Source organism: Duganella margarita, from assembly GCF_009857535.1.
GTDB classification, from domain to species: domain Bacteria; phylum Pseudomonadota; class Gammaproteobacteria; order Burkholderiales; family Burkholderiaceae_D; genus Rugamonas; species Rugamonas margarita.
Window position 1 is genome coordinate 229,058 of sequence record NZ_WWCS01000008.1, and the last position, 17,065, is coordinate 246,122.

The window sequence follows — 17,065 nt, forward strand, 5'->3', positions numbered from 1 at the left end:
ACCCCGCAGGGCCACAGAGGGGTCGGACCCCGTACGGGGTCCGACCCCGCGACGGCGCACCGGTTTGCGGGTCAAGCCGGCTTAACTGGTAAGATCGAACCGCCCGCACTCCGGGCGGTTTTGTTTTGAACGGCTATCACATGATTTCATTGAATCCAGGCAGTTTCTCCGCAGCGCCCGCCAGCGCCGCCATTAACCACTTGCTGGCGCAGGAGCCATGGGCGCGCCAGGAGTTGCTGCGTCACGCCGGCAAGACCGCCAGCATCGACGCCGGCAGCGTTGCGCTGCGCCTGCGGGTGACCGCCGACGGCTATCTGGAACCGGCGCCTGCCGACGAGCCGGCCCGCGTCACCATCCGCGTCAAACTGTCCGACCTGCCGCTGATCGCGCAAAACCGCGAGCGCGCCTTCTCTTACGTGCAAATCGAAGGCGACGCCGAATTCGCCAACGCCATCTCCAGCCTCAGCAAATCGCTGCGCTGGGAAGCCGAGCATGACCTGGAAAAAGTGGTTGGCCCGATCATCGCCGTGCGCGCCGTCTCCGGCGCCAGGGCCGCGTTGGAAGCGGTCAAGGCCGGCCACCAGAAGCTGGCCGAAAACGTCGCCGAATTCCTGCTCGACGAAAAACAGGTGCTGGTGCGGCCGCACACGGTAGAAGCTTTCTCGGCCGAGGTCAGCCGCCTGCGCGACGATGTCGAACGCACCGCCAAGCGCCTCGCCAAACTGGAACAGAAACTGGGATCACAATAATGCAGAAATTCTTGCGCCTGCTGAAAATTCTGCGGGTATCGGTACGCTACGGCCTCGACGAAATCGCCATCTCCGGCTTGAAAAAACCGCGCATCGCCAAATTCATCGACACCGCGTTTTTCTGGCGCGACCTGTCCACGCCGCGCGGCGTGCGGCTGCGCATGGCGCTGGAAGAACTGGGTCCAATCTTCGTCAAGTTCGGCCAGGTGCTGTCGACCCGCAGCGACCTGATTCCGGCCGACCTGGTGATCGAACTGTCGCGCCTGCAGGACCGGGTGCCGCCGTTCGATTCCGACCTGGCCGTGGCGCAAATCCAGAAATCGCTGGGCGCCCATCCGGACCAGCTGTTTGCCACCTTTGAACGCACGCCGGTAGCCTCGGCCTCGATCGCGCAGGTGCACTTCGCCACGCTCAAGGATGGCCGCCAGGTGGCGGTCAAGGTGCTGCGTCCGGGCATGAAAAAGTCCATCGACGAGGACGTGGCGCTGATGCACATCGCCGCCGAGTGGATCGGCAACGTCTGGGCCGACAGCAAGCGCCTGAAGCCGAAAGAGGTGGTGGCCGAATTCGACAAATACCTGCACGACGAGCTGGACCTGATGCGCGAAGCCGCCAACGCCAGCCAGCTGCGCCGCAATTTCGCCGATTCGCAACTGCTGCTGGTGCCGGAAATGCACTGGGATTACTGCTCGCCGAGCGTGATCGTGATGGAGCGCATGCACGGCATTCCGGTGTCGCAGATCGACCGCCTGGCCGCTGCCGGCGTCGACCTGAAAAAGCTGTCCAGCGACGGCGTGGAAATCTTCTTCACGCAGGTGTTCCGCGACGGCTTCTTCCACGCGGATATGCATCCGGGGAACATCCTGGTGTCGATCGAGCCGGAGACGTTCGGCCGCTACATTGCGCTGGACTTCGGCATCGTCGGCACGCTGACCGATTACGACAAGGATTACCTGTCGCAGAATTTCCTGGCGTTCTTCCGCCGCGACTACAAGCGGGTGGCCGAGGCCCACATTGAGTCCGGCTGGGCGCCGAAGGAAACCCGCGTCGATGAGCTGGAATCGGCGGTGCGCGCCTGCTGCGAGCCGATCTTCGACCGGCCGCTGAAGGATATTTCCTTCGGCCAAATCCTGCTGCGCCTGTTCCAGACCTCGCGCCGCTTCAACGTCGAAGTGCAGCCGCAACTGGTGCTGCTGCAAAAGACGCTGCTGAATATCGAAGGCCTCGGCCGCCAGCTCGATCCGGACCTGGACTTGTGGAAGACCGCCAAGCCCTACCTGGAAAACTGGATGGGTGAGCAGGTCGGCTGGAAAGGCTTCTTGCAGCGCCTGAAAGCCGAGGCACCGCGCTACGCCCACATCTTCCCGCAGCTGCCGCGCCTGGCGCATCAGGCGCTGGAGCGGCATGCCGAACGGCCCAACGACAACACTGAGCTGATCAAGGTGCTGATCAACGAACAGCAGCGCACCAACCGGCTGCTGAGCTTGGTGGTCTACTTCGCCGGTGCGTTTGCGCTGGGCGTGGCCGGCTTCAATCTTTATCAGCGCTTCCACCATCTGCTGTAAGCGCCATGGCGGATTTCCAGCAACGTGATCCTTTGTCGCCGGCGTTCTGGGATGAGCGCTTCGAGCGCCATTTCACGCCGTGGGACAAGGGCGGCGTGCCGCAAGCCTTGCAGGATTTCGTCGCTGGCCATTCGCCGCTGACCACGCTGATTCCCGGCTGCGGCTCGGCCTATGAACTGGCCTTTCTGGCAGGGCAGGGCTGGGACGCCACCGCGATCGATTTTTCGCCCGCTGCGGTAGCGCAGGGCAAGCGGGCGGCCGGCGAGCATGCGGCACGAGTAGTGGAGGCGGATTTCTTTGCATGGCAGCCGGCGGCGCCGCTGCAATTGATCTACGAACGGGCTTTTCTGTGCGCGATGCCGCGCGCCATGTGGCCGCAGGTGGCTGCGCGCTGGGCACAGCTGCTGGCGCCGGGGGCGCTGCTGGCAGGGTATTTCTTCTTTGATGACGCGGCCAAGGGGCCGCCGTTCGGCATCCAGCGCGCGCAACTGGAGCAGCTGCTGCGCGCGGATTTCGCGTGCATTGCCGACGACGCCGTCAGCGACTCCATCCCGGTGTTCGCCGGCAAGGAGCGCTGGATGGTGTGGCGCCGTCGCTAGCGCCAGTTAGTCGCGGCGTGGGTTGTTGGGATGGTCGTCGCGGCCGTTCGGCACGCCGTCATGATCGTTGTCGCCACGGGCCCAGTTGCCGCGGCTCATTTCCCAATGGCCGTTACGCTCGACCCAGGTTGGCTGATGATAGACATAGCCGCGGCGCTCGCGCTCCCAGTGGCCTTTGGTCCATACGTGACGGTTGTTGCGCCAATCCCAGTAGCCTGGGGCCCACACATAGCCGTGGCGTGGCGGCGGCACCACCTCATGACGCGGCGCTGGCGGCGCGGTTTGCACCACGATCACGGCAGCGGAGGCGGGCAGGGTAAATGTACCGGCGGAAGCCACAATGGCGGCAGCAAGCAAAAGTTTCTTCATCATGTTGAGCTCCTCTTTTAAGGTGTAGTTACCGTTATAAAGAGGTGTGCCGGGCGTGTCTGTGCGAGCGCCCGCATAGCAGCGTAACGGGGGCCACGACCTTCGTCAGTTAGCCGTGGCCACGTGACGGCGAGCCGGCAATTGCGGCCGGTAGCGCAGGGCTTGCAGTCCCATCAGCACTGCGACGCACAACAGCACGGCGCGGCGATGCATTGGTTCATCCGGCGTCTGGGCGACGAATTTGTTGGAAGCGGCGAAAGCAGGGGCGGAAAGGCAGGCGGCCAAGAGGCCGGCATACAGCGCTTTTTTCATGGTATTTCCCACAGAATCAAAGAGTTGGAGCGTCGTAAGTCCGGGACGGCTAACGAGGCGACGATTCAGGGATTGGGAAATCAGCGCTTGTAGGCCAGTATTAAAACATGCTCACAGCCAATAAGCGAATAGTTTTTTGCTATGAAATCGATTACCGATAGGAGCTTGGCGACAGGAAACAGTCAGATGGCGGGCAAAAGGCTTTATAATTCAGGGTTTTGATGATTTTTGCGGAGTAAGAGATGCCGATCTACGCGTACCGCTGCGAAGCCTGCGGTTTTGCCAAGGACGTCTTGCAGAAGATTTCCGACCCGCAACTGACGGTTTGCCCGTCGTGCGGTAAAGAGTCGTTTAAAAAGCAAGTCACCGCTGCCGGTTTCCAGTTGAAAGGGTCCGGCTGGTATGTGACCGATTTCCGCGGCGGCACGCCGCCGGCCACCGGCACCGCGCCGGCGTCGACGCCGGACAGCGCACCGGCTGCGGCCCCGGCGCCCGCGCCGGCCAAGACGGGCGGCACCGGCGACACCTGAAGCTCTCCCATCCACACAGAAGGACCTCGATGCGTAAATATTTCATTACCGGCCTGCTGATCCTGGTGCCACTGGCAATTACCGCCTGGGTGCTGAACCTGGTGATCAGCACCATGGACCAGTCGCTGCTGTTCGTGCCGGAACGCTGGCAGCCGCGCACCCTGGTCGGCTTCGACATTCCTGGCCTGGGCACCTTGCTGACCATCGTCATCGTGTTCCTGACCGGCCTGCTGACCAACAACCTGGTCGGCAACTACGTGGTCAGGCTGTGGGAAAAACTGCTGACCCGCATTCCCGTGGTCAGCTCGCTGTATTCAAGCGTCAAGCAGGTGTCGGACACGCTGTTCTCGTCGTCCGGCAACGCCTTCCGCAAGGCGGTGCTGATTCCGTATCCGCACCAGAATTCGTGGACCATCGCCTTCCTGACCGGCACCCCGGGCGGGGACGTCAAGAACCACCTGGTGGGCGAGTACGTCAGCGTGTACATCCCGACCACGCCGAATCCGACCTCGGGTTTTTTCCTGATGATGGCCAAGAAGGATGTGGTCGAACTGGACATGAGCGTCGATGCGGCCCTGAAGTACATCGTTTCGATGGGCGTGGTGGCGCCGGAAGACGCGCCGAAAACCATCGTCCTGCCAGACACTGACACCAAGATTAACTGAGTAACTTAACCTGAACCGAGAAATAAACATGTCCTCAATGCGTACTCACTACTGCGGCCTCACCACTGAAGCGCTGCTTGGCCAAACCGTCAGCCTGTGCGGCTGGGTACACCGTCGCCGCGACCACGGCGGGGTGATCTTCATCGACCTGCGCGACCGCGAAGGCCTGGTGCAGATCGTATGCAATCCGGAACAGGCTGAAGTATTCAAGGCCGCCGAATCCGTGCGCAACGAGTTCTGCCTGCGCGTCACCGGCGTGGTCAAGGACCGCCTGGCCGGCACCGTCAATGCCAACCTGAAATCGGGCAAGATCGAAGTGGTCTGCTCGCAACTGGAAGTACTGAACGCCTCCGTGGCCGTGCCGTTCCAGCTGGACGACGACAACCTGTCGGAAACCACCCGCCTGACCCACCGCGTGCTGGACCTGCGCCGTCCACAGATGCAGAACAACCTGCGCCTGCGCTACAAGGTGACGATGGAAGTGCGCAAGTACCTGGACGAGCTGGGCTTCATCGACATCGAAACCCCGATGCTGACCAAGTCGACCCCGGAAGGCGCGCGCGACTACCTGGTGCCGTCGCGTGTCAACGCCGGCAGCTTCTTCGCGCTGCCGCAGTCGCCGCAGCTGTTCAAGCAGCTGCTGATGGTGGCCAACTTCGACCGCTACTACCAGATCACCAAGTGCTTCCGCGACGAAGACCTGCGCGCCGACCGCCAGCCGGAATTCACCCAGATCGACTGCGAAACCTCGTTCCTGAACGAACAGGAAATCCGCGACCTGTTCGAGGACATGATCCGCAAAACGTTCAAGAACACCATGGACGTCGACCTGCCGAACCCGTTCCCGGTGATGGACTTCGCCGAAGCCATGGGCAGCTACGGTTCGGACAAGCCGGACATGCGCGTCAAGCTGAAGTTCACCGAACTGACCGAGGTCGTCAAGAACGTCGAATTCAAGATCTTCAACAGCGCCGCCAACCTGCCGAACGGCCGCGTGGTCGGCCTGCGCGTGCCGAAAGGCGGTTCGATGCCGCGTTCGGAAATCGACGCCTACACCCAGTTCGTGGCCATCTATGGCGCGCGCGGCCTGGCGTACATCAAGGTCAACGAGAAAGCCAAAGGCCGTGACGGCCTGCAATCGCCGATCGTCAAGTCGATCGACGACGCTACCCTGGCGACCATCCTGGAACTGACCGGCGCCGAAGACGGCGACCTGATCTTCTTCGGCGCGGACAAGGCCAAGGTGGTGAACGACGCCATCGGCGCGCTGCGCGTCAAGATCGGCCACTCGGAATTCGGCAAGGCCGCCGGCCTGTTCGACGACGTCTGGTCGCCGCTGTGGGTGATCGACTTCCCGATGTTCGAATACGACGAAGAAGGCGACCGCTGGACTGCCACCCACCACCCGTTCACCGCGCCGAAAGATGGCCACGAAGACTGGCTGGAAACCAATCCGGGCGCCTGCATCGCCAAGGCCTACGACATGGTGCTGAACGGCTGGGAACTGGGCGGCGGTTCGATCCGTATCCACCGCGAAGACGTGCAGTCGAAAGTGTTCCGCGCCTTGAAGATCGACGCCGACGAAGCGCGCCTGAAGTTCGGCTTCCTGCTCGACGCGCTGCAATACGGCGCGCCGCCGCACGGCGGCCTGGCATTCGGTCTGGACCGTATCGTGACGCTGATGACCAAGTCGGACTCGATCCGCGACGTCATCGCCTTCCCGAAAACCCAGCGCGCGCAGGATCTGCTGACCCATGCGCCGTCGGAAGTGGACGAGAAGCAGCTCAAAGAGCTGCATATCCGTCTGCGCGCCGTCGAGCCGAAAGTGGCTGGCTAATCTGTCCCATCTGGAAAAGGCGCTGCGGCGCCTTTTCTTTTAGCGCGTTTATGATGCCTTACAAGATACCCGAATCCGTGCTGGTGGTGATCCACACCGCCGACCTGCACGTGCTGCTGATCGAGCGCGCCGACAAGCCGGGTTACTGGCAGTCGGTGACCGGTTCGCTGGACGCGCCGGACGAGCCGCTGCTGCAGACCGCCGCGCGCGAACTGTTCGAGGAAACCGGCATCGTCGCCGACGGCGAGCGTATCGCGCTGCGCGACTGGCGGCTGTCGAATGTGTACGAGATTTATCCGGTGTGGCGCCACCGCTATGCGCCGGGCGTGACGCAGAACACCGAGCACGTCTTTAGCGTCGAAGTGCCGCGCCCTATTGCCATCACGCTCAGTCCGCGCGAGCACCTGAATTACGTCTGGCTGCCGCACCTGGAGGCGGCCGACAAATGCTTCTCGTCCTCCAACGCCGAAGCCATTCTGCAGCTGCCCCGCCAGATCTGACGCTGGATGGCGCTATGTGCGGCCGCGTACATGCCGAGTTGCGATCTCGGGAGTAAAATGCTTTGCATGAAAATCCGAGTCGCTACCTACAACATCCACAAGGGCGTTTCCAGCATCCGCGCCGAACCGCGCGTAATGGCCTTGAAACAAGCCATCGGCATGTTCGATGCCGATGTGGTTTTTTTGCAGGAGGTGCAGGGCAAGCACGACCTCAAAGCCGCCAAATACGGCGCCGAACACCTGGGCCACAAGCATTGGCCCGCTGCGGCGCAGCATGAGTATTTTGCCGGCGAATCGCGCCACCTGCACGCCGCCTACGGCATGAACGCCATCTACGACCACGGCCACCACGGCAACGCGCTGCTGAGCGCCTTCCCGATCGCCAGCCAGGCCAACCGCGACGTCTCCGACCACGCCTACGAACAGCGCGGCATCCTGCACTGCATGCTGGACACGCCGCGCGGCCCGGTTCATTGCTACGTGGTTCATCTGGGCTTGTTTGAAAGCGGCCGCCGGCGCCAGACCCAGGCGCTGATCGCGGCGGTCCAGGAAACCGCGCCGCACGGCGAACCGGTGGTCATCGCCGGCGACTTCAACGACTGGCGCAACACCCTCAGCACCGAACTGCGCAACGCGCTGGGCGTGGTCGAGGCGTTCGACGAGATCGAAGGCGCCAACTCCGCGCTGGGCGACATCATGCGCAAGCTGCGCCGCAAGAGCAGCGTCAATCCGGCCCGCACCTTCCCGGCCGCGCTGCCGTTTTTCCGCCTCGACCGCATCTACGTGCGCGGCTTCAAGGTGGAGACGGCCGAGGTCATGCATGGTAGTCTGTGGGCCAAGCTCTCGGACCACGCTCCCATCGTCGCGTCGCTGACGCTGGCGTGAGCGCACATTATGCGCCCTGTAAATTTCATCGCCGATAACGAGGTTACGCTGCTGCATACCGGCACCGATTTTTTCCCGGCGCTGATCGGCGCCATCGACGCCGCGCAGTACGAGGTCTATTTCGAAACCTACATCTTTGCCGGCGACGACACCGGCCAGCGCGTGCAGGCGGCGCTGGTGCGCGCCGCCCAGCGCGGGGTGCAGGTGCGCATGATTACCGACTGGTGGGGCACTGGCCGGCGCCAGGTCAACAGCATGCATGAACACCTGCTGGCGCAGGGCGTTGAGCACCGCATGTTCAATCCCTGGTTCAAGCGCGGCGTCACCCGCACCCACCGCAAGATCTGCGTGGTCGACCGCCAGGTGGCCTATGTCGGCGGCATCAACATCAACGACGATATGTTCTGCGACTACGATCACAGCAAGGCGCTGTCGGCGCCGCGCTGGGATTTCGCGGTGCAGGTGCGCGGCCCGCTGGTGGCCGATATTCAGGCCGAGGCGGTGACGCAATGGCGCCGCCTGGGCAAGCTGGGCTTGATCAAGCGCATCGGCCTGTACCGCGACATGCGCAAGGTCGAAAAAGTCGCCGCTGAACATGCCGTGCAGGCCGGCTTTGTGGTGCGCGACAACCTGCGCAACCGCCACACCATCCAGCGCGCTTACCTGAAGGCGCTGGGGCAGGCGCGCAAGAGCGTACTGCTGGCCAACCCGTACTTCGCGCCGAGCCGCAAGCTGCGCCGCGCCCTGACCTCGGCCGCCGAACGCGGGGTCGAAGTGGTGTTGCTGATCGGCGTAGGCGAGATCTGGCTGCAGGATGCGGTGGCGCATTCGTTCTACCCGAAGCTGCTTGCAGCCGGCGTCAAAGTGGTGGAATATCACAAGACGCAGTTGCACGCCAAGGTCGCCGTCATCGATGACGACTGGGCCACGGTCGGTTCCAGCAATGTGGACGGGTTGAGCCTGTTCCTGAACCAGGAAGCCAATGTGGTGATCAAGGATGCGGTGTTTGCGCAGACGCTGCGCCAGCGCATCGAGGATGCGATTGCCGACGGCAAGGTCATCACCTATGATGACTTCGCGCACGTCGGCCATGTCAAGCGGATCGGCTACGAGGTGGCGTTTGTGTTCTACAAATTGATTATGCGGGTGTTCGCTGTGGGGAAATACGCGTGAGTGAAGGTGTACGACTGGATAAATGGCTGTGGGCGGCGCGCTTTTTCAAGACCCGCTCGCTGGCGTGCGATGCGGTGGACCGCAACAAGGTGACCGTCAACGGCGACCGCGTCAAGCCGGCGCGCACCGTCAAGCTGGGTGACGTGCTGGAAATCGACAACGGCTCGGATCAGTGGGAAGTCGATGTGATGGGCCTGTCCGACGTGCGCGGCCCGGCCACCGTGGCGCGCAACCTGTATGAAGAAACCGAAGTCAGCGTCGCGCGCCGCGCGGCGGTGGCCGAAAATCGCCGCCTGTTCCGCGAGCCGACCGCTGGTTTCAAAGGCCGTCCGACCAAGCGCGACCGCCGCCAGCAGGGTAAAGTTGGCGAATCGCAATAACTTCTTTCCCCGCCCGCGCGACCCGGCTTCGCGCGCGGCCATTGCTGCACTGCAGTAATAGAACCCCACCTCTAAAGGTACTGTTTGACATTCACCCCCAAGTGGATAATAGTACGAGCGTTCGCAATTCTTTTCACACAGAGTAAATTTAAGTAGAGCAGAATATTCGTTTCTCTCAAACGCCTTTTTTACCCTGGGATGCAATCTTATTAATACCTCAACTAAATTTATGCGCAAAGGCGAGTTAACCCGCGCGGCAATCCTGGACGTGGCGCTCGACCTGGCCAGCCGCGATGGTCTGGAAGGTCTGACCATCGGATTGTTGGCGGATAAGATGAACATGAGCAAGTCCGGCGTGTTCGCGCATTTCGGCTCGCGTGAAGATTTGCAGTTGGAAGTGCTGAAGCTGTATCACCACCGTTTCGAACAGGAAGTGTTCTTCCCGAGCGTGAAAGAGCCACGCGGCATCCAGCGCCTGCAGGCGATGTTCGCGCGCTGGGTCAAGCGGGTCAGCGTTGAAGTGGCGTCGGGCTGCATCTACATCAGCGGCGCGGTCGAGTATGACGACCGGCCCGGCCCGATCCGCGAAGAGCTGATGGCCATGGTTGGCGCCTGGCAGGGCGCGCTGCTGCGCTGCGTGAAGCAGTGCATCGAGACCGGCGACCTGCAAGAGGGCATCGACCCGCAGCAGCTGGTCTACGAGATGTACGGCCTGATCCTGGCCCTGCACCACGACGGCCGCTTCCTGCGCATTCCAGGCAGCCTGGAACGCGCGGGCAGGGGCTTCGAGCGCCTGATCGAAACGTATCGCAATCCGCAGTCGCCGGCAGCGGTGGTTGCAAACGCCAAGTAACTAATTCAAACACTACAGTAGTCATCAGGAGAAAAAAATGGGTCAATACGTCGCGCCAATCCGGGATATGCAATTCGTTCTGCACGAGTTCCTGAAAGTGGAAGATGAACTGAAAGCATTGCCGGACTACAGCGAAGTCGATGCCGACATCATCAACCAGGTGCTGGAAGAAGGCGGCAAGTTCACCGCCGGCGTGCTGTTCCCGCTGAACCACTCCGGCGACCGCGAAGGCTGCAAGCACGACGCCGCCACCCACACCGTGACCACCCCGAAAGGCTTCAAGGAAGCGTACAAGCAGTACGTGGAAGGCGGCTGGGCGGCACTGGCCTGCGATCCTGAATACGGCGGCCAGGGCCTGCCAGTGGTGCTGAACAATTCGTTCTACGAAATGCTGAACTCGGCCAACCAGGCCTGGACCATGTACCCGGGCCTGTCGCACGGCGCCTACGAGTGCCTGAAAGAACACGGCACCGCGCATCAGAAAGAAGTCTACCTGCCGAAACTGGTCTCGGGCGAGTGGACCGGCACGATGTGCCTGACCGAACCGCACTGCGGCACCGACCTGGGCATGCTGCGCTCGAAAGCGCTGCCACAGGAAGACGGCTCGTGGCTGATCACCGGCAACAAGATCTTCATCTCGGCCGGCGAGCACGACATGTCGGAAAACATCCTGCACCTGGTGCTGGCCCGCGTGCCGGACGCACCGGAAGGCTCGAAAGGCATTTCGCTGTTCCTGGTGCCGAAGTTCCTGCCGAAGGAAGACGGCTCGGTGGGCGAACGCAATCCGATCACCTGCGGCGCCATCGAAGAAAAAATGGGCATCCACGGCAACTCGACCTGCCAGATGAACCTGGACGGCGCCAAGGGCTGGATCATCGGCCAGCCGAACAAAGGCCTGAACGCCATGTTCGTGTTCATGAACGCCGCCCGCCTGGGCGTCGGCATGCAGTCGCTGGGCCTGACCGAAGTGGCTTACCAGAACGCCGTGATCTACGCCAAGGACCGCATTCAGATGCGCTCGCTGACCGGCGCCAAGCGTCCGGACATGCCGGCCGACCCGATCATCGTCCACGCCGACGTGCGCCGCATGCTGCTGACCGGCCGTGCCTACGCGGAAGGCGCGCGCGCCTTCACCTCGTACGTGGCGCTGCAGATCGACCGCGAACTGCACCACCCGGACGAAGAAGTGCGCAAGGAAGCCGCCGACGAAGTCGCGCTGCTGACCCCGATCGTCAAGGCCTTCATCACCGACAATGCCTGGATCGCCACCTCGGAAGCGATGCAGGTGTTCGGCGGCCACGGCTACATCGCCGAATGGGGCATGGAGCAATACGTGCGCGACGCCCGTATCAACCTGATCTACGAAGGCACCAACACCATCCAGTCGCTGGACCTGCTGGGCCGCAAGATCCTGGGCGACAACGGCGCCAAGCTGCGCAAGTTCGGTGAGAAAATCAAGGCGTTCGTGGAAGAAAACGGCCTGGACGAAAACCTGAGCGAATTCATCACCCCACTGGGCGAGCTGGGCGACAAAGTCACCAAGCTGACCATGGAAATCGGCATGAAAGCATTCCAGAACGCCGACGAAGTGGGCGCCGCCGCCGTGCCGTACCTGCGCGTGGTCGGTCACCTGGTGTATAGCTACTTCTTCGCGCAGATGGCGAAGATCGCGCTGGAAAAACAAGACAGCACCGATACCTTCTACAAAGCCAAGCTGGCGACCGCGCGCTTCTACTTCGCCCGCCTGCAACCAGAAACCGCAACCCTGATCCGTCAGGCGCGTTCGGGCTCCGCCAACCTGATGGCACTCGACGCCGACCTGTTCTAAGAGGAAACGACAATGACCAATTTCATCGTTAAAAAAGTAGCCGTGCTGGGCGCCGGCGTGATGGGCGCGCAAATCGCTGCCCATTGCATCAACGCCAAAGTGCCAGTGGTGCTGTTTGATCTGCCAGGGAAAGAGGGCACGCCGAAGAACGGCATCGTGCTGAAAGCCATCGAAGGCCTGAAAAAACTGTCGCCGGCTCCGCTGGGCAACAAGGACCACGCGGCGCTGATCGAAGTGGCCAACTACGAAGACGACCTGGCCAAGCTGGCCGAGTGCGACCTGATTATCGAAGCCATCGCCGAGCGCATGGACTGGAAGCACGACCTGTACAAAAAGGTCGCGCCGCACATCGCGCCTAACGCCATCTTCGCCTCGAACACCTCGGGCCTGTCGATCACCAAGCTGTCGGAAGGTTTCGACGCGGATCTGAAATCGCGCTACTGCGGCGTGCACTTCTTCAACCCGCCGCGCTATATGCACCTGGTGGAAATCATCCCAACCGAGTTCACCAAGCCGGAAATCAGCGACCAGCTGGAAGGCTTCCTGACCTCGACCCTGGGCAAGGGCGTGGTCCGCGCCAAGGACACCCCGAACTTCATCGCCAACCGCGTCGGCGTGTTCGGCATCCTGGCCATCGTCCACGAAGCTGAAAAATTCGGCCTGTCGGTGGACGTGGTCGATGACCTGACCGGCGCCAAGCTGGGCCGCGCCAAGTCGGGCACCTTCCGCACCGCGGACGTGGTCGGCCTGGACACCATGGGTCATGTGATCAAAACCATGCAGGACTACCTGCCGAACGATCCGTTCGCAGCCGTGTACAAAACCCCGGCCGTGCTGGCCAAGCTGGTGGAAAAAGGCGCGCTGGGTCAGAAGACCGGCGCCGGCTTCTACAAAAAAGTAGGCAAGGAAATCCAACGCCTGGACTTCGCCACCGGTGAATATGTCGCCGGCGGCGCCAAGGCAGCCGACATCGTGGCCCGCATCCTGAAGGAAAAAGATCCGGTCAAGAAAATGAAAGCGATGCGCGAATCGACCAATCCACAGGCGCAGTTCCTGTGGGCGATCTTCCGCGACGCCTTCCACTACATCGCCGTGCATCTGGAAAGCATCGCCGACAACGCGCGCGACATCGACTTCGCCATGCGCTGGGGCTTCGGCTGGACCGTCGGTCCGTTCGAAACCTGGCAAGCCTCCGGCTGGACCCAGGTGGCCCAGTGGGTGAAAGAAGACATCGATGCCGGCCACGCACTGTGCAACGCACCGCTGCCAGCCTGGGTATTCGAAGGCCCGGTCGCTGAAAAAGGCGGCGTTCACACCCCTGAGGGTTCGTGGTCGGCAGTGTCGAAATCGTTCGTGCCGCGTTCGGAACTGGCGGTCTACAAGCGCCAGGAATTCCGCGCACCAGTTTTGGGTTCGGGCGAAATCGACGGCCGCAAAGCCGGCACCACCGTGTTCGAGGACGACGACGTGCGCCTGTGGCACTCGGGCGACGAAGTGCTGGTCATCTCGCTGAAAACCAAGCTGCACGTGATCAGCCCAGGCGTGATCGCAGGCTTCAAGAAAGCACTGGCGGAAGCCGAGAAGAACTTCAAGGGCCTGGTGATCTGGAGCGCGGATGCCGCCGACGGCGGCGCGTTCTCGGCTGGCGCCGACCTGCAATCGGCACTGCCAGCCTTCATGAGCGGCGGCGCCAAGGCAGTCGACCCGATCATCAAGGAACTGCAAGACACCTTCATGGCGATGAAATACTCGAACGTGCCAGTGGTGGCGGCGGTAGCCGGCATCGCGCTGGGCGGCGGCTGCGAAATGGCGCTGCACGCATCGAAACGCGTGGCGTCGATCGAGTCGTACATCGGCCTGGTGGAAGTGGGCGTGGGCCTGATCCCGGCCGGCGGCGGCCTGAAAGAGGCGGCGGCGCGCGCCTACAAGGAAGCCAAGGGCACCGACATCCTGCAATTCCTGAAAACCGGCTTCACCAATGCGGCCACCGCCAACGTGTCGAAATCGGCACTGGAAGCGCAGGCGATGGGCTACCTGAAAGAAGACGACGTCATCGTGTTCAACCCGTACGAACTGCTGTACGTGGCCAAGACCGAAGCGCGCGCCATGTTCGACAAGGGCTACCGCGCGCCGCTGAAGGCGCCGATCCAGGTGACCGGCCGCTACGGCTGGGGCACCATCAAGGCGCAACTGGTCAACATGCGTGACGGCGGCTTCATCTCCGCGCACGACTTCAAGCTGGGCGACATGATCGCGCAAATCGTCAGTGGTGGCGATATCGATCAGGGTTCGTTCGTGAACGAACAGTGGCTGCTGGACATGGAACGCAAAGCCTTCCTGGAGCTGCTGAACCATCCGAAAACCCAAGAGCGCATCATGGGCATGCTGCAAACCGGCAAGCCAGTCCGCAACTAAGGAATAAGACAATGAGCAAACAAGTTCAAGACGCATACATCGTCGCCGCGACCCGCACCCCGATCGGCAAAGCGCCGCGCGGCATGTTCAACAAAACCCGCCCGGACGACCTGCTGGTGCGCGTGATCCAGTCGGCACTGGCGCAGGCGCCTGGCCTGGACCCGGCGCTGATTACCGACGCCATCATCGGCTGTTCGTTCCCGGAAGCGGAGCAGGGCTTCAACATCGCCCGTCAATCGGTGCTGCTGGCCGGCCTGCCGAAAACTGTCGGCGGCGTCACCATCAACCGTTACTGCGCGTCGGGCATCACCGCCCTGGCCATGGCGGCTGACCGCATCCGCGTGGGCGAATGCGATGTCATGCTGGCTGGCGGCGTCGAGTCGATGTCGATGGTGCCGATGATGGGTCACCACCCGTCGATGAACCTGAATATGTTCACCGACGAAAACGTCGGCATGGCCTACGGCATGGGCCTGACCGCTGAAAAAGTGGCAGAGCAATGGAAAGTGTCGCGCGAAGACCAGGACGCGTTCTCGGTGGAATCGCACCGCCGTGCCGTCGCCGCGCAGCAGGCTGGCTTCTTCAAGGATGAGACCACCCCGGTGGAAATCATCACCCGCACGCCAGACCTGGCCACCGGTGAAATCAAGGTCAAGACCCGCACCGTCGATACCGACGAAGGCGCGCGTCCAGAGACCAGCATGGAAACCCTGGGCAAGCTGAAGCCAGTGTTTGCCGCCAAAGGTTCGGTTACCGCCGGTAACAGCTCGCAGATGTCGGACGGCGCCGGTGCGCTGCTGGTGGTCTCCGAGAAGATCCTGCGCGAGCACAATCTGACCCCGCTGGCCAAGTTCTCGTCGTTCGCTGTCAAAGGCGTGCCCCCGGAAATCATGGGTATCGGTCCTAAATTTGCGATTCCGGATGCACTGAAGGCCGCCGGCATCACCCAGGACCAACTGGACTGGATCGAGCTGAATGAAGCGTTCGCCGCGCAAGCGCTGGCCGTGATCCGCGATCTGGGCCTGGACCCATCCAAGGTCAACCCGATGGGCGGCGCGATTGCGCTGGGCCACCCGCTGGGCGCGACCGGTGCGATCCGCGCCGCCACCGTGGTGCACGCACTGCGCCGCAACAACCTGAAATACGGCATGGTCACCATGTGCGTAGGCGCGGGCATGGGCGCAGCCGGCATCATCGAACGCGTGTAACACAAACACAGCCCACGAATCGTCATTCCGGCGAAGGCCGGAATCCATACTGCGCTTGCGTTTCTGCGTTCTATGGGTTCCGGCCTTCGCCGGAACGACATCAGGCTACGGAGACAGATATGGAAATTTTAAGCAGCATCGACAACGGCATCCTGACGCTGGAATTCAACCGTCCCGAGCGCAAGAACGCCATCACCGCCGCCATGTATCAAACCATGGCCGACGCGCTGACCGCCGCCGAAACCGACACCGCCGTACGCGCCATCCTGCTGACCGGCAAAGCCGAGATTTTCACCGCCGGCAACGACCTGGAAGACTTCATGAAAACCGCCCCAGCCGGCGGCGCGATTGAAGACCGTTCCGTCTACAAATTCATGATGGCGCTGAGTGGCGCCACCAAGCCAGTGGTGGCAGCGGTGGCCGGCAACGCGGTCGGCATCGGCACCACGCTGCTGATGCATTGCGACCTGGTCTACGCGGCCGACAACGCCAAGTTCTCGATGCCGTTCGTACAGCTGGGCCTGTGCCCGGAATTCGGCTCCAGCCTGCTGTTGACGCAAATCGCCGGCTACCCGCGCGCAGCTGAAAAGCTGATGCTGGGCGAAGCCTTCGGCGCGCAGGAAGCGCTGGAGATGGGCCTGATTTCGAAAGTGCTGCCGGTGGCCGAACTGCGCGCGTTTGCCGAAGGCCAGGCCGCCAAATTGGTGGCATTGCCAGCCAGCTCGATCCGCGTCACCAAGGAACTGATGAAAGCTGCCCGCAAAGCGCCGGTGAGCGACGCCATCGCCGCCGAAAACACCCACTTCGGCGCCATGCTGTCCGCTCCGGAAGCCAAAGAAGCTTTCATGGCCTTCTTCCAGAAACGCAAACCGGACTTCACTCAGTTTGCTTAATGTGGCAAGTAGCGCAGGGCAGCGATAATCAAGCTGGTCTGCGCGATACACAGCGTGATGTACCACTTCAGCATGTCGACCTTAAGTGACTGAATCTGCTCCCCCACATAGAGCGATACCCATTCTTTCACCCATTCCTTTAGCCTGACTTCGAGCGCGTCCAAATCATCTTTGGTAGCAACTTGGGCCACTACCTCGGCCAGCATCTGAGCGTGCACCTCCGCCTGCTCGCGCGGTACACCGACCGTCTCCAGTCGTTTGCAATAGCCAAGAGTGTCGAGGGAGTTCATGCGGAACAGTATGC

Annotated in this window: 18 protein-coding genes; 15 read left to right on the plus strand and 3 right to left on the minus strand. The window is 62.1% G+C overall.

Features of this window, described 5'->3' with window-relative positions; translation table 11 throughout:
- The first annotated feature begins 140 nt into the window (after window positions 1-140).
- Genes GTP55_RS14810 through GTP55_RS14820 form a run of 3 tightly spaced genes read left to right on the plus strand, consistent with a single transcriptional unit; the run spans window position 141 to window position 2,913 of the window.
- On the plus strand, window positions 141-749 hold the full coding sequence (locus tag GTP55_RS14810) for a ubiquinone biosynthesis accessory factor UbiJ (RefSeq protein ID WP_161045650.1): 609 nt from the start codon (window positions 141-143) through the stop codon (window positions 747-749).
- Entirely contained in the window at window positions 746-2,314 is a 1,569-nt protein-coding gene (ubiB, locus tag GTP55_RS14815; RefSeq protein ID WP_161045700.1) for a ubiquinone biosynthesis regulatory protein kinase UbiB, read from the plus strand. The genes GTP55_RS14810 and ubiB overlap by 4 nt, the downstream gene beginning before the upstream one ends.
- 5 nt (window positions 2,315-2,319) lie before the next feature.
- The gene (locus GTP55_RS14820) at window positions 2,320-2,913 is read left to right on the plus strand and encodes a methyltransferase domain-containing protein (RefSeq protein WP_161045651.1); all 594 of its coding nucleotides are present in this window, start codon (window positions 2,320-2,322) and stop codon (window positions 2,911-2,913) included.
- Window positions 2,914-2,919: 6 nt separating this feature from the next.
- On the opposite strand, the gene GTP55_RS14825 is transcribed toward GTP55_RS14820, so the two are convergent.
- Both GTP55_RS14825 and GTP55_RS14830 read right to left on the minus strand, forming a co-directional pair.
- Complete coding sequence (locus tag GTP55_RS14825) at window positions 2,920-3,285, minus strand: YXWGXW repeat-containing protein (RefSeq protein ID WP_308494733.1); 366 nt, start codon at window positions 3,283-3,285, stop codon at window positions 2,920-2,922.
- Window positions 3,286-3,387: 102 nt separating this feature from the next.
- A complete protein-coding gene (locus GTP55_RS14830) occupies window positions 3,388-3,594 on the minus strand; it encodes a hypothetical protein (RefSeq protein ID WP_161045652.1) in 207 nt (68 codons plus the stop codon).
- A gap of 242 nt (window positions 3,595-3,836) precedes the next feature.
- Between GTP55_RS14830 and GTP55_RS14835 the strand changes: the two genes are divergently transcribed.
- From GTP55_RS14835 to GTP55_RS14890, 12 genes are all read left to right on the plus strand, one after another.
- On the plus strand, window positions 3,837-4,124 hold the full coding sequence (locus GTP55_RS14835; RefSeq protein WP_161045653.1) for an FmdB family zinc ribbon protein: 288 nt from the start codon (window positions 3,837-3,839) through the stop codon (window positions 4,122-4,124).
- Between the two features lie 29 nt (window positions 4,125-4,153).
- On the plus strand, window positions 4,154-4,789 hold the full coding sequence (locus GTP55_RS14840) for a DUF502 domain-containing protein (protein WP_161045654.1): 636 nt from the start codon (window positions 4,154-4,156) through the stop codon (window positions 4,787-4,789).
- A 37-nt stretch (window positions 4,790-4,826) separates the two neighbouring features.
- Window positions 4,827-6,626 (plus strand): aspartate--tRNA ligase, encoded by a 1,800-nt coding sequence (gene aspS / locus GTP55_RS14845; RefSeq protein WP_202423716.1) that lies wholly within the window; start codon window positions 4,827-4,829, stop codon window positions 6,624-6,626.
- A 50-nt stretch (window positions 6,627-6,676) separates the two neighbouring features.
- A complete protein-coding gene (gene nudB / locus GTP55_RS14850) occupies window positions 6,677-7,126 on the plus strand; it encodes a dihydroneopterin triphosphate diphosphatase (protein ID WP_161045656.1) in 450 nt (149 codons plus the stop codon).
- A gap of 66 nt (window positions 7,127-7,192) precedes the next feature.
- Window positions 7,193-8,011: an endonuclease/exonuclease/phosphatase family protein gene (locus GTP55_RS14855; RefSeq protein WP_161045657.1), complete on the plus strand. Its 819-nt coding sequence runs from the start codon at window positions 7,193-7,195 to the stop codon at window positions 8,009-8,011.
- A 9-nt stretch (window positions 8,012-8,020) separates the two neighbouring features.
- Window positions 8,021-9,184 (plus strand): cardiolipin synthase ClsB, encoded by a 1,164-nt coding sequence (clsB, locus tag GTP55_RS14860; RefSeq protein WP_161045658.1) that lies wholly within the window; start codon window positions 8,021-8,023, stop codon window positions 9,182-9,184.
- Window positions 9,181-9,564, plus strand: coding sequence for an RNA-binding S4 domain-containing protein (locus tag GTP55_RS14865; protein ID WP_161045659.1), 384 nt, complete (start codon window positions 9,181-9,183; stop codon window positions 9,562-9,564). The genes clsB and GTP55_RS14865 overlap by 4 nt, the downstream gene beginning before the upstream one ends.
- Window positions 9,565-9,793: 229 nt before the next feature.
- On the plus strand, window positions 9,794-10,417 hold the full coding sequence (locus GTP55_RS14870; RefSeq protein ID WP_161045660.1) for a TetR/AcrR family transcriptional regulator: 624 nt from the start codon (window positions 9,794-9,796) through the stop codon (window positions 10,415-10,417).
- 37 nt (window positions 10,418-10,454) lie between these two features.
- Window positions 10,455-12,245, plus strand: a complete 1,791-nt coding sequence (locus GTP55_RS14875) for an acyl-CoA dehydrogenase C-terminal domain-containing protein (RefSeq protein ID WP_161045661.1) — start codon at window positions 10,455-10,457, stop codon at window positions 12,243-12,245.
- Window positions 12,246-12,257: 12 nt separating this feature from the next.
- Entirely contained in the window at window positions 12,258-14,660 is a 2,403-nt protein-coding gene (locus GTP55_RS14880; RefSeq protein WP_161045662.1) for a 3-hydroxyacyl-CoA dehydrogenase/enoyl-CoA hydratase family protein, read from the plus strand.
- Window positions 14,661-14,671: 11 nt separating this feature from the next.
- Entirely contained in the window at window positions 14,672-15,868 is a 1,197-nt protein-coding gene (locus tag GTP55_RS14885) for an acetyl-CoA C-acyltransferase (RefSeq protein ID WP_161045663.1), read from the plus strand.
- Window positions 15,869-15,987: 119 nt separating this feature from the next.
- Entirely contained in the window at window positions 15,988-16,761 is a 774-nt protein-coding gene (locus GTP55_RS14890) for an enoyl-CoA hydratase (protein WP_161045664.1), read from the plus strand.
- Here the strand turns inward: GTP55_RS14890 and GTP55_RS14895 are convergent.
- On the minus strand, window positions 16,758-17,051 hold the full coding sequence (locus GTP55_RS14895) for a hypothetical protein (protein WP_161045665.1): 294 nt from the start codon (window positions 17,049-17,051) through the stop codon (window positions 16,758-16,760). The genes GTP55_RS14890 and GTP55_RS14895 overlap by 4 nt on opposite strands.
- Window positions 17,052-17,065 lie beyond the last annotated feature (14 nt).